General features: G+C 43.9%; 14 protein-coding genes. 10 read left to right on the top strand and 4 right to left on the bottom strand.

Annotated features, from left to right (window positions below; translation table 11 throughout):
• Positions 1 to 14: 14 nt before the first annotated feature.
• The 3 genes from ACGF63_RS06870 to ACGF63_RS06880 are packed head-to-tail and all read right to left on the bottom strand — an operon-like array spanning position 15 to position 2,972.
• The gene (locus ACGF63_RS06870; protein WP_036843213.1) at positions 15 to 1,535 is read right to left on the bottom strand and encodes a tripartite tricarboxylate transporter permease; all 1,521 of its coding nucleotides are present in this window, start codon (positions 1,533 to 1,535) and stop codon (positions 15 to 17) included.
• Between the two features lie 11 nt (positions 1,536 to 1,546).
• Positions 1,547 to 1,978, bottom strand: a complete 432-nt coding sequence (locus ACGF63_RS06875; protein WP_152962332.1) for a tripartite tricarboxylate transporter TctB family protein — start codon at positions 1,976 to 1,978, stop codon at positions 1,547 to 1,549.
• Positions 1,979 to 1,991: 13 nt separating this feature from the next.
• Positions 1,992 to 2,972: a Bug family tripartite tricarboxylate transporter substrate binding protein gene (locus ACGF63_RS06880; protein WP_387629688.1), complete on the bottom strand. Its 981-nt coding sequence runs from the start codon at positions 2,970 to 2,972 to the stop codon at positions 1,992 to 1,994.
• Between the two features lie 1,040 nt (positions 2,973 to 4,012).
• On the opposite strand from ACGF63_RS06880, the gene ACGF63_RS06885 reads away from it, so the two are divergent.
• From ACGF63_RS06885 to ACGF63_RS06905, 5 genes are all read left to right on the top strand, one after another.
• A complete protein-coding gene (locus ACGF63_RS06885) occupies positions 4,013 to 4,276 on the top strand; it encodes a type II toxin-antitoxin system RelB/DinJ family antitoxin (RefSeq protein WP_132355103.1) in 264 nt (87 codons plus the stop codon).
• Positions 4,263 to 4,544: a type II toxin-antitoxin system YafQ family toxin gene (locus tag ACGF63_RS06890; protein WP_387629692.1), complete on the top strand. Its 282-nt coding sequence runs from the start codon at positions 4,263 to 4,265 to the stop codon at positions 4,542 to 4,544. The genes ACGF63_RS06885 and ACGF63_RS06890 overlap by 14 nt, the downstream gene beginning before the upstream one ends.
• A gap of 79 nt (positions 4,545 to 4,623) precedes the next feature.
• Entirely contained in the window at positions 4,624 to 4,767 is a 144-nt protein-coding gene (locus ACGF63_RS06895; protein WP_192903178.1) for a hypothetical protein, read from the top strand.
• 148 nt (positions 4,768 to 4,915) lie between these two features.
• Positions 4,916 to 5,584, top strand: coding sequence for a transcriptional regulator TctD (gene tctD, locus ACGF63_RS06900; RefSeq protein WP_036843218.1), 669 nt, complete (start codon positions 4,916 to 4,918; stop codon positions 5,582 to 5,584).
• Positions 5,581 to 7,002, top strand: coding sequence for a sensor histidine kinase (locus ACGF63_RS06905; protein ID WP_152962330.1), 1,422 nt, complete (start codon positions 5,581 to 5,583; stop codon positions 7,000 to 7,002). Before tctD ends, ACGF63_RS06905 begins: the two co-directional genes overlap by 4 nt.
• Here ACGF63_RS06905 and ACGF63_RS06910 read toward each other — a convergent pair.
• Positions 6,983 to 7,897 (bottom strand): DMT family transporter, encoded by a 915-nt coding sequence (locus ACGF63_RS06910; protein WP_036843220.1) that lies wholly within the window; start codon positions 7,895 to 7,897, stop codon positions 6,983 to 6,985. The genes ACGF63_RS06905 and ACGF63_RS06910 overlap by 20 nt on opposite strands.
• Before the next feature lie 102 nt (positions 7,898 to 7,999).
• Here ACGF63_RS06910 and ACGF63_RS06915 point away from each other — a divergent pair, with 102 nt between their 5' ends.
• From ACGF63_RS06915 to ACGF63_RS06935, 5 genes are all read left to right on the top strand, one after another.
• The gene (locus ACGF63_RS06915; RefSeq protein WP_152962329.1) at positions 8,000 to 8,773 is read left to right on the top strand and encodes an AraC family transcriptional regulator; all 774 of its coding nucleotides are present in this window, start codon (positions 8,000 to 8,002) and stop codon (positions 8,771 to 8,773) included.
• Positions 8,774 to 8,862: 89 nt separating this feature from the next.
• Positions 8,863 to 9,990, top strand: a complete 1,128-nt coding sequence (pdxB, locus tag ACGF63_RS06920) for a 4-phosphoerythronate dehydrogenase PdxB (RefSeq protein ID WP_036843538.1) — start codon at positions 8,863 to 8,865, stop codon at positions 9,988 to 9,990.
• A 52-nt stretch (positions 9,991 to 10,042) separates the two neighbouring features.
• Complete coding sequence (locus ACGF63_RS06925; protein ID WP_036843223.1) at positions 10,043 to 11,053, top strand: aspartate-semialdehyde dehydrogenase; 1,011 nt, start codon at positions 10,043 to 10,045, stop codon at positions 11,051 to 11,053.
• A gap of 41 nt (positions 11,054 to 11,094) precedes the next feature.
• Positions 11,095 to 11,889: a tRNA pseudouridine(38-40) synthase TruA gene (gene truA / locus ACGF63_RS06930; RefSeq protein ID WP_036843539.1), complete on the top strand. Its 795-nt coding sequence runs from the start codon at positions 11,095 to 11,097 to the stop codon at positions 11,887 to 11,889.
• Positions 11,890 to 11,934: 45 nt separating this feature from the next.
• Positions 11,935 to 12,624, top strand: coding sequence for a DedA family protein (locus ACGF63_RS06935; protein ID WP_036843225.1), 690 nt, complete (start codon positions 11,935 to 11,937; stop codon positions 12,622 to 12,624).
• Positions 12,625 to 12,641 lie beyond the last annotated feature (17 nt).

Raw genomic sequence — 12,641 nt, forward strand, 5'->3', positions numbered from 1 at the left:
TGGGCTTTTGTTTATTAGGCTTTAGTTTCAGTAACCATTTGCTGAATACGACGTTTACGGATGATGCGTAATAGTGGAGGAATAATCAGAACCAATACAGCCAATATCAATAAACTCTGAGCAATCGTGCTGTTCCACAGAATACCAAATTCTCCATTACTAATGGAAAGTGCGCGACGTAAGTTTTGTTCCAACATCTCTCCTAATACGAAACCGAGAATTAATGGCGACATGGGGAAATTCATTTTCCTTAGAATATAACCAAAAACGCCTAGACCTATCATCAACAGAAGATCGAATGTAGTACTGTGTACAGCATATACACCAACGGCCGAAACGGTAGCAATGGCAGGGACAAGGAACCATAACGGAATAGTTAACATTCGGGTGAACAGACCTATCATTGGGATATTCATGATGAGCAGGATAACGTTGGCAATCAGCAATGCTGCAATTAGTCCCCAAACAATATCCGGTTGTTCAGTAAACATTCCCGGACCCGGCGTAATGTTATAGAGCGTTAATGCACCCATCATAACGGCAGTAGTGCCTGAACCTGGAACTCCCAATGTTAGCATTGGAATAAAGGAGCCACAGGCCGAAGCGTTGTTAGCCGCTTCCGGTGCCGCAACGCCACGAATATCACCTTTACCAAATGAATCGCTATTTCCACTGATCTTTTTCTCGGTCATATAGGTAATTGCGCTGGCAATTGTTGCCCCTGCACCTGGCAAAATACCGACAAAGAAACCGATAAAAGATGACCTGATCGTTGGCATGGCGCATTCAGCCGCTTCCTTGCGGTTAAACAACAAACGGCCTGTTTTGCGGATAATAGTTTGGCCGGTTGATGTATTCTCTAGCATCAGCAGAATTTCGCTGACAGAGAACAGTCCTATTACTACAACGATAAACTGAATACCATCTGACAGATGAACGTTGTCGAAAGTAAAACGGTAAACCCCGGTGTTGGCGTCTACTCCGACAGTTGCCAGACCCAATCCTATCAGTGCCGCTAATAGTGATTTCAGCGGATTCTGACTCATCATGCTACCCAGACAGGCAATAGCAAAAACCATTAGTGCAAAATATTCAGCAGGGCCGAAAGCCAATGACCACTGCGCCAGTAATGGAGCAAACAAAATAATGCCGAAAATTGACAGCAAAGAACCACAGAAAGAACTGACCGCGGAAATAGATAACGCCACACCTGCACGCCCTTGTTTCGCCATCGGATAACCATCCAGTGCGGTCATAATGGCGGCGGCATCGCCGGGAACATTCAGCAGAATCGACGATATACGCCCACCATATTCACAGCCGATATAAACAGTTGCTAATAAGATCAGAGCCGATTCAGCAGGCAGTTTTAACGCAAAAGCCAGTGGCAGAAGAATCGCAACACCATTAATCGGCCCAAGCCCCGGTAACAGGCCAACAATCGTACCGACAAAACAGCCAATTAAAGCAATAATCAGGTTTTGTGGCACCATTGCAACTTCAAAACCCTGACTGAGATACATCCAGGTTTCCATAAGATTCTCCGTCAGTTGAGCCAGTTGCCGAGAGGCAGGGTTACATCGAGTAAGCGGTCAAAGGCGAAGTAGAGCGTGACGCCAAGGAACACCCCGGAAATGATTGCGGCAGGCAGTGTCGCGTTAAATAACAGAGCGACACTGAATGTCAGCAGAGCGGTAGCCAGAGGAAAACCCAGCCATTCAAATGCCCAGCCATAAATAACCAAAGAGACAATCAGTATCATCAGGCGACGAATAACCGATGCGTCAGGCCAGTTGTTCTGTTCTGGTTTTTTGAAGAGCAGTAATAAAGCACAGAGAGCCATCAAAGACAGAATAATCATCGGAAAAGGTCTGGGCCCCAGGGGTTCATAAGTGTATTCACTCTGGATCCCCCAACCAATAACCATACCGATGGTACAGAGTACTAACCAGACAGCCGCGAAGATACGATCGCTCATGATAATTGCCCTGTTATTTGGCTAAGCCGAAAGCTTTGGCTTGTTCACGATACTGTTCAACCTGTTTTTTCACATAGCTGTCCAGTTCCTTGCCGGTCATATTGAATTCGAACAATCCACGGATATCACGCTGCTTTTTAAAAGCATCTGTTTGTTGTAATTTATTAAAAGTATCAACCCACCACTGATACGCTTCATCGGAGACTTTTGGTCCCATGTAAAATCCGCGGATAATCGGCCATACCAGGTCATAGCCTTGCTCTTTGGCGGTAGGGATATTGGCTAAATCACCTTCCAGCCGTTTATCGGCATAAACAGCCAAAACACGGATTTTGTCTCCATTCAGGTAAGGCACCATCTCGCTCAGATCGCCGGAGACAGCCTGAATATGATTACCCAGCAGAGCAGTGACCGGTTCACCACCTCCCTCAAAAGCGACATAACGCATTTTGTGAGGATCAATACCAACCTCTTTTGCCAGCAGTGCTGTTTTCATCCAGTCTTGACTGCCGATAGAAGCGCCGGCACCAAACACAATGCTGGTGGGATTGTCTTTGAAAGCATTCATCAAATCATTCAAGGTTTTATAAGGAGAATCAGCACGGACAGCAATCATGCCAAAATCAGTGCCAACACTTGCCAGCCAGCGAACATCATTAACGTTGTAGCGGCCAAATTTTCCTTGAGACAAATTGAGCAAAGAGCCACCGGAAAAGGCAACGATAGTTCCCGCTTCAGCAGGCCGCTGTGCCACGATAGCGTTGTAAGCGACAGCACCAACACCGCCGGGCATAAAGGTGACACGCATAGGTTTACTGATCTCTTTCGTATCCAGCAATGAAACCTGTACCAGCTTGCAGGTCAGATCAAACCCGCCACCCGGTTTTGCCGGGGCAATACATTCAGTTCTGCTAGGTGCGTCGGCAGCAAAAACACTGCTTGCGCTAAATAATAAAACGGTTGCCGCTAACATTTTGATTATTATAGTTTTCATTTAATTGTTCCATTGATACCCGTGTAAGATATAGCCACCATAAAACAGATCTGGTTGACTTAATTGATAATAACAAAACCTTTCATTTACCTTTCATTAACAAGAAAAGTTGTTGATATGTGATTTCAATCGCTTAATTTGCGTAGCGTTTCGCATTAATGAGTTAACAAATGGCGACAGACTTTCTTTTTTGTTTTGGTTTGTTGTAAGTTTGTCGTGGTGCTGATGTTGCTTTGTTTGGTGTTAGGCAACTCAAAGAGAAATTGTTCGAAGGTGGTGTGGTTTTTGGTAAAAATAGCCGTAACTTGCGCCTAATGTGGATGAAGATATAAAGCAAAAATCCTAATCGAAACAGCCGCATTATGGGCGGCTGTTTAATGGCTTTACATCTTCATACTTAATTTAATTGATTGCTAGGAGCGCATAATTTCATCGATGTTAAGCGGTACTGGATTTTGTCGGCAGCAAGGGCATGTCACGTAAGCTATTCCAGGGACACTATTTGAGTCAACTTGAGATTGGAAGAATTGCTTTAAACATTCTGTGTGCATTGGATGGCTTTCGGGGCTGCCGTGATTACAACTGAGTTGGTAAAAGGGCTTGTCGTTATTTTCTAAACAAATGGTACATTTTTGTGTTTCATCTGGCTCAATGTGTGGCATGTGACTTCTCCTATATGAGGGATTATTTCGCTTTTCTGGCTTAAATAGCGTTTCAAAACAGTAGATCACTCGAAAGGAACTTAATCTGGTTTTTGCGATCTGAATAATCGCAAAAAATTACAAATCACTCGTTGGACTGAGTTATGAAAATTATAGCACCTATATTCCGAAATGAATGGCGTTTAATGCTAAAAATTCTCTATAGAACTTAGGATAAGAACGGCACCTGAAGATTAATGGCGATGTTGATGTACGACACTAATTGATGCGAGGTCACCTGATGGTAGCTTTTTTGTGCCTTTGCTTAAATATTCCTCATGTGTATATTGATGCTAAACATCTTCTGAATTACATTGTAGTTCAACAAGGAGGCTTATTATGGCTGCAAATCAACTAGTACAAACCCGTATTGATGGTGAAATCAAAGCAGAGGCTGCTGCGGTTCTCGCTGCTATGGGACTCACTGTGTCAGATGCTGTTCGTATGATGCTAACACGAGTTGCAAGAGAAAAAGTATTACCGTTTGAACCATTAGTTCCGAACGAAACTACAATCGCAGCAATGAAAGAAGCTCGTAAAGGGAGTGGAAAATCATTCTCCACTGTCAAAGATTTAATGGCTGATCTCAATGCGAACGACTGAATACACAAGTCAATTTAAACGCGATTATAAAAGAGAAAAAAAGGGTAAACATCGTGCTATTCTTGACGATGCTATGATGTTGGTTATCAATGAATTAGCCTTGGATAATCCACTGGAGTCAAAATACTGTGATCACGCGCTTACTGGAGATTGGAAGGATTTCCGAGATTGTCATATTAAGCCTGACCTTATATTGATTTACCAAAAACCTGACGAGAGCACATTACGGCTTGTTCGCCTTGGTTCGCATTCTGAACTTGGATTATAGGGATAACCAACTCTCTTTATTTTTTATAGTTACCAACTTAATAAACCCACTTTGTCGGGTTTATTATGGAATTTATCTCATGATGGTATCAACAGAATCGAGAACCGGTGAATTATCAGAAACGCTGGGTGTAACGAGTCAGGTTCTTTCTTCGCACCTTCGTGTGGTGATACCCGGTATCGTCCAATTTTTTAATGTTAACGCGGTGACCTGTGTTGTTTAGCCAGCGGTTGCAAATGTGTCCACTCATTATCTCTATTATCAGTTTTCAACGATAAGAAAAGCAGCAAATTATAAGCCGGATAACCTACAAGATAATATGGAATAACATTCTTTATTATAATTATTAAAATCAATGAGATATATTTAAAATGCGCTTACTATTAGTGGAAGACCACCCTGAATTATTGCATTGGCTGCAAAAAGCACTGAGTAGTGCAGGGTTTGCTGTAGATGTTGCCAGTGATGGCATCGTTGCCGATCAATTATTGCAGACAGAAAATTATGCATTGTTGATTCTGGATGTTTCTTTGCCAAGGTTGGATGGCCTTTCTCTGTTAGTTCGTTTGCGTAAGCGGGGACAAAATCTGCCGGTATTATTATTGACGGCTAAGGCTGATGTTTCTGATCGGGTCAAAGGGCTTAATTCTGGCGCTGATGATTATTTGACTAAACCTTTTGATTTACAGGAATTAGAAGCGCGTATCCGGGCATTACTTCGGCGTAGTGCAAATATTTCTCAGGAGACTCCGACATTTGGCTCCCTGGTTTATCAGGATGAAGGTTATTTTATTTTGGGCGATGAGCCACTGGCTTTGACACCGCGGGAACTCTCTGTTTTGACAACACTGTTCCATCGTCGGGGAAGGCCGGTTTCTAAACAACAGCTCTTTGAACAAGTATTTGCACTGTCAGATGAGGCGAATCCACAAAGTATTGAACTTTATGTACATCGGGTTCGGAAAAAACTATCAGGTAGCAGTGTAGGGATCAGTACATTACGGGGATTAGGTTATCGTCTGGAGTGCCAGAACGGATGAAATTATTCAAAGTGCCGAAGTCACTGTTTCATCAGTTACTCTTGTTTTTTGGCGTTCCGCTGTTTTTGTTAGGCGGTCTATCTGTTTATACCCATTATTTCAGTGCAAAAAATGCGGCTACATTGGCTTATGATCGTACTTTACTGGCATCAGCCCGAACCGTGGCGGAACGGTTGACAGTTAAGAATAAGCAGTTAATTGTTGATGTGCCTTATGTGGTTCTGGATAGTTTTGAGCGAAATATGAATGATCGGCTGTTCTATCAGGTGTTATCTCCTGAAGGGAAAACAATTTCTGGTTATGACGATTTGCCATTGATACCTGGATATACACCGCGTTCCAATTTATACACTGCGTTGGTCTATTTTTATGATGCGGAATATCATGGGCAGCCTATTCGGGTTGCTGCATTTTATCAGCCGATCAATGAAGGTGGAATGATGGGAATGGCGTTAATACTGGTTGCTGAAACGGTGGCTTCTCGTTATTACTTTGCGCAACAATTATTAATATCTTCTTTGCTGAGTCAGGGAGCCGTTGTCGGGCTGACGCTGATTCTGGCTTATTTTCTGTTGAAGCAATTACTAAAACCACTACATAAACTTTCTGGTGTCATGGTTCGTCGCCCCGCTAATGATCTGACTCCGTTACCGGATATGTTGCCGTGGTCAGAACTTTCTCCGTTATTACATGCACTTAACCGCTATATAGAGCGGCTGAAACTGATGGTTAGCCGACAGAAAAGATTCAGTGCGGATGCTTCTCATCAACTCAGAACACCATTAACGGTATTGAAAACCCAGGTGGCGGTCGCACTTGCCAGCCAAGCTCCCGAACAATGGAAAGAGAGCTTGCGGGCTATTGATAGTACGTTGGATAATACGATTTCTCTGACAGACCGTTTATTACAACTCTCTCGTTTAAAAGCGCATGAAAAGGAAGCGGTTCAAGATTATAAGCCGGTCAATTTAGTCGAATTGTTGCAACAGGCATGTTTTTCTCGTTTGCAACAGGCTGAAAGTAAATATATTGATTTGGGTTATGAAGGAGAAAATACTCAGTGGATAAAAGGCGAACCTGTATTACTGACAGAAATGTGCGCCAACTTATTAGACAATGCAATTAAATATACGCCGGAGGGCGGAATGGTGACTTCCAGAATTATTCTCAGCCCTTGTAAGACATATTGTTATTTGGAAGTGGATGACAGTGGGCCGGGGATTGCTGAAGAAGAAGTCAATTTGTCACTGATGGCTTTTAATCGTCTTGATAATGCTGCGGGGCATGAAGGGGCAGGGCTGGGATTAGCTCTGGTAAAAGACATTAGTCTTTATCATGGTACTCATCCACAATTACTGCCCAGTGAAACACTGGGCGGCTTATTAGTAAGAATTCCTTTCAGGCTTTCTGATGATTAGTTTTCTGCGGTTTTTCTGTTTTACGGCCAAAAAGAGGAGCACGTAATTGTTGTGCCAGTACGACACCTAATAGTGTTATGCCGCCACCGATCAGATGGTAACTGTGAATTTTTTCGTGCAGAACCAGAATAGCGATAATCGTTGTAAATATTGGCGTCAAATTCATAAATATGGCAGTAGTATTAGCACCAAGTTTTATGACACCTTGTATCCATAAATAAGGGGCAAGGATAGAGGCGGGAATACCGGCGAATAAGACTAACGAGATATTGTTGGCATTCAATTGAACATCGTCGGTCAACAAGAAATTTGGCAGTAATAACAGGACACCAAAAGTAATCTGCACATACAGGGATTGCCAGTTTGGCAATGGAATAGACCAGTGTTTGGTTAATACGCCATAGAGTGCGTAGGAGGTGGAAGCAATCAACATCATTAATTCACCGCGGCCTAAACCGTGTTGCAACAATGACATGGGATCACCGGTACTGACTAACCAGACTAAACCAAACAGCGATAGCACAGTACCAAGAGCAATACCAACAGTGGGGACAACACGTAAAACAAATATACTGATGACAACAGTCAAAAGAGGAATCAATGAGCTAAAAATTCCCATAAATGTTGCACTGATACTGTGTGCAGCGTAATAGGCCAGGCTTTGGTAAAGTACCATACCAAGTGCACCAAGAATTAATAACTTCCACCAATATTGACAGATTGTTTTCCATTGGCGAATAACAGGCAGCACAACAAAGGGAGTTAATGCGAGAAAGGCCAGGAACCAGCGATAAAAAGAGATTGCAGCTGGATCAATTGCTGTAGCGGAGGCTTTACTCACCACGGCATTAATTGACCAAATCAGGACTGCCAGAAGCGGGAAAATCATATTCATATAGATGAGTCGCATTGAGATAAAAATGAGTGTTTAGTCTAATGGTGTCTGATTTATTATATATAACGATAATCAGACAATGGATAAGGCAATTGAGACAATATGGCAGAAAAACTTCATATCCCTGTAAAGCGTATGGATATTCCGGCGAGTATTTCTTTTCGTAGCGAATTATTCAGTGCGGACACCGAGTGTTTACGTCATACCCATCCATTCGGGCAACTTATTTATGTCGTCTGTGGTGTAATGGCAATGAATGCTGGGGGACAACATTTCTTAGCGCCGACGCAATTCTGTGTCTGGATACCGGAAGGAATAGAGCATTCGGGATATAGTAGAAAATCCATGAGATTCAGGGCAATAGATATCTCTCCTGAGTGGGGGAAATTATTGCCGGATGCTCCTTGTATTATTCGTCTTAGCTCAATATTCAATACGATTATGGCTGATTGTTTTGAACGTAAATTAAAAATACCGGAAACAGAACAGGATTTACGGCTGGCTCAAGTGCTGATTGATCAACTCATTCAGTCTCCTGTTCAGCATACCTATCTGCCTTTATCTAAAGATAAACTTTTAGCACCGATATTACAGGAACTTGAACGCAATCCGGCTGATAATACGTCATTGGCACAATGGGCAAAACAGCGTTATACCTCAGAACGTACTTTGTCACGGCGTTGCCGGCAAGAATTAGGCATATCATTTAGTGAGTGGCGGCAACGGCTGCGGTTTATCCATGCTATTTCTTTGCTGGAACAAGGGAAAACCGTTAATGAAGTCGCGTTTGATGTAGGTTACAGCTCATCTTCTGCTTTTATTGCGATGTTTCAGCAACTGGCGGGTACGACACCGGAGCGTTTCAGAAAAGGCTAACAATAAAAGAAACCGTCGTGATGGGTTTTATTACGATTAAATGGCAAAATAGCCGGCTACGTCCGTTTTATGCCACAGGATGGAATGAAGTGAAGATTCTGGTTGATGAAAATATGCCTTATGCTGAACAACTGTTTCAGCAATTAGGGGATGTACACGCTATTTCTGGGCGCCCGGTGCCGGAAGGAGCACTGGATGACGCGGATGCGTTTATGGTTCGCTCGGTGACTCAAGTTAATGAAGAATTGCTGAAAGGCAGCACGGTAAAATTTATCGGTACGGCAACCGCGGGTACGGACCATGTGGATCAACAGTGGTTATCTCAGGCGGGAATCGGGTTTTCTGCTGCGCCGGGATGCAATGCCATTGCTGTGGTTGAATATGTTTTCTCCGCATTAATGTTACTGGCTGAACGTGACAATTTTGAACTCAAAGATAAAGTTGTGGGGATCATTGGTGTCGGTAATGTCGGTGGCCGGCTGGCAGAGCGGTTATCTACCCTTGGTATACGGACACTCTTATGTGATCCGCCAAGAGCTGAAAGAGGTGATGCCGGTGAATTTTGGCCATTGGAGAAACTGGTCAAAGAGGCGGATATTCTGACATTCCATACGCCACTGAGTAAATCAGGCCCATATAAAACACTTCATCTGGCGGGTACTGAATTATTGTCGGCTTTGCCGGATAACCGCATATTGATTAACGCCAGCCGGGGTGAAGTTGTTGATAATCAGGCCCTGCTTGCCGAGTTGACGCGTGGTAAAAAACTCAGTGTTGTGCTGGATGTTTGGGAACCAGAACCTGATTTATCCCTGCCATTGCTGGAATTAGTCGATATAGGTACTCCGCATATCGCGGGTTATACCCTCGAAGGTAAGGCACGCGGCACTACACAGGTATTTGAGGCTTATTGTGGATTCCTTGATCAACCCCGTAAAGTTGCCTTATCTGAGCTGTTGCCTGAGCCTGATTTCAGCCGGGTCACTCTGCATGGAAATGTGACTCAAAGCACATTAAAGCGATTGATACATTTAGTGTATGATGTGCGCCGCGATGATACCCCGTTACGGCAGGTTGCCGGTCAGAAAGGGCAATTCGATCTTCTGCGCAAAAACTATCTGGAACGTCGGGAATGGTCATCCCTAACTGTATGTTGTGATAACAGAGAGAGTGCTGAGTTGTTAGCCGCTCTTGGTTTCAGTACAGAACTGATTTAATTCGTGCAGAAATATGCCTGCATATCAGAAAGATAAGGTGGAGAAAACCAACATGTCGGAAGGATGGAATATTGCCCTGTTGGGTGCGACAGGCGCGGTAGGTGAAGCGATACTGGCGTTATTACAGGAGCGTCAGTTTCCCGTTGGTGAACTGTATCCTCTTGCCAGTGAACATAGTGCCGGTGAAAACCTGCGTTTTAATGGTAAAAGTTTAATTGTCCGTGATGTTGCTGATTTTGACTGGTCACAGGTGCAACTCGCTTTTTTTGTGGCCGGAACAGAAGCTACGGCACAGTATGCTGAACAAGCGGCAGAAGCAGGTTGTCTGGTGCTCGATAGCAGCGGATTATTTGCTATGGAGCCGGATGTTCCCCTGGTTGTCCCGGGTGTGAATCCTCATGCGTTGGCGGATTATCGTAACCGTAATATTGTCGCCTTGGCAGATTGCATGACCAGTCAGGTGCTGACAGCAATTAAACCGTTGGTTGACGCCGCAGGAATTGCACGCTTACATTTGACTAATTTGCTCTCTGCCTCCATTCACGGCAAAGCGGCGGTTGATGAATTAGCCGGTCAGAGCGCTCGTTTACTTAACGGTATCCCACCCGAGCCAGGTCGTTTTAGCAAGCAATTGGCATTTAATCTTTTACCGTTGCTGGCAGATGCCGAAGGCTCGGTGCGTGAAGAGCGCTGTCTTGTGGATCAGATACGCAAAATTTTACAGGATGAGGGGCTGCCGATCTCAGTCAGTTGCGTTCAGTCTTCGGTTTTTTATGGTAATGCTCAGGTAGTCCATTTGGAAACATTGCGCCCGGTTGGTGTGGAAGAAGCCCGTGAAGAGTTAGAGCGGATGGTTGATATTCATGTTTCTGATGAAGGCGATTATCCGACTCCGGTGACAGACGCATCTGGTAATGATTTGTTGAGTATTGGCTGTCTGCGTAATGATTATGGTATGCCGGAAGTATTACAATTCTGGTCTGTAGCCGACAATATTCGGTTTGGTGGTGCGCTGATGGCGGTTGAGACTGCGGAAAAACTGATTCAGGAGCAATTTTACTGATGTTTGGTACAGAACAAACAGCATCTGTGCCAGGTTCAAAAATGAAAATTGCATTGGGCATTGAGTACGATGGCAGCCGGTATTATGGTTGGCAGCGCCAGCAGGAAGTGAAAAGTGTTCAGGGGTGTCTTGAGGAAGCGTTATCAAAAGTCGCTAATGAACCCATATCGGTATTTTGTGCCGGCCGGACCGATGCTGGAGTACATGCAACAGGGCAAGTCGTTCATTTTGAAACGTCTGTGCAGCGCAAGGATGCGGCGTGGACAATGGGAGTGAACGCACATTTACCACCGGATATTGCTGTTCGTTGGGTAAAAACCGTGAATGAGGATTTCCATGCCCGTTTCAGCGCGACTGCCCGGCGGTATCGTTATATTATTTTTAATCATCGTTATCGTCCGGCAGTACTGGCCTGTGGCGTGACACATTTTCATTATCCATTGGATGAAAAGCGGATGCATCAGGCCGCGCAGTGTTTGTTGGGGGAAAATGATTTTACCTCTTTCCGTGCGGTTCAATGCCAATCCAAAACACCCTGGCGTAATGTGATGCATATTAATGTCAACCGTTACGGGTATTACGTCGTAATAGATATTAAAGCCAACGCTTTTGTGCATCATATGGTGCGTAATATTGTCGGTAGCCTGATGGAAATTGGTTGTGGGAATCAGGATATTAACTGGATGGCTCAATTGCTTGCGGTAAAAGACCGGACAAAAGCCGCTGCGACGGCCAAAGCGGCAGGATTATATCTGGTTGCCGTTGATTATCCAGCGCAGTTTGGTTTGCCGGGATCGGTTATGGGGCCTCTGTTTCTGGCAGATGATCTGATTTAACATTTTGGTTGCTGACAAGGATGTTTTGGTATAACGGGGAATATTATGGAATTTCTGACTCATTTCGTTGATTTTACTAAATTTATTATTGATTTTATTCTCCATATTGACATGCACTTAGCGGAACTTGTCGCACAATATGGTCATTGGATATATGGCATTCTGTTCCTGATTCTGTTTTGTGAAACAGGGTTGGTGGTGACTCCATTTCTGCCGGGAGATTCGCTTTTATTTGTTGCGGGTGCTTTAGCGGCGTTGGATTCCAATGATCTGAATGTGCATATCATGGTGATATTGATGATTATTGCGGCTATTATTGGCGATGCGGTGAACTATGCTATTGGCCGTGTCTTTGGCGAAAGATTATTTACCAATCCGGATTCGAAAATTTTCCGCCGGAGTTATCTGGATAAAACACATGAGTTTTATGAAAAACATGGTGGGAAAGCCATTATTTTAGCGCGATTTGTACCCATTATCAGAACATTTGCACCATTCGTTGCAGGCATGGGGAAAATGTCTTATCGTCATTTTGCTGCTTATAACGTGATTGGCGCACTGGTTTGGGTACTGTTATTCACCTATGCTGGTTATATATTCGGTGATATGTCAATGGTACAACAGAATTTGAAACTGTTGATTGTTGCTATCATCTTTATCTCAATCCTGCCTGGAGTGATTGAAATCTGGCGTCACCGCCGTGCGGCGATGAAACAGAAAACCAATAACCCGTAACAGGTTTGAGCAGTTTT

The sequence above is a fragment of the Photorhabdus sp. RM322S genome, from assembly GCF_042879395.1.
In the GTDB taxonomy this organism is placed as follows: domain Bacteria; phylum Pseudomonadota; class Gammaproteobacteria; order Enterobacterales; family Enterobacteriaceae; genus Photorhabdus; species Photorhabdus khanii.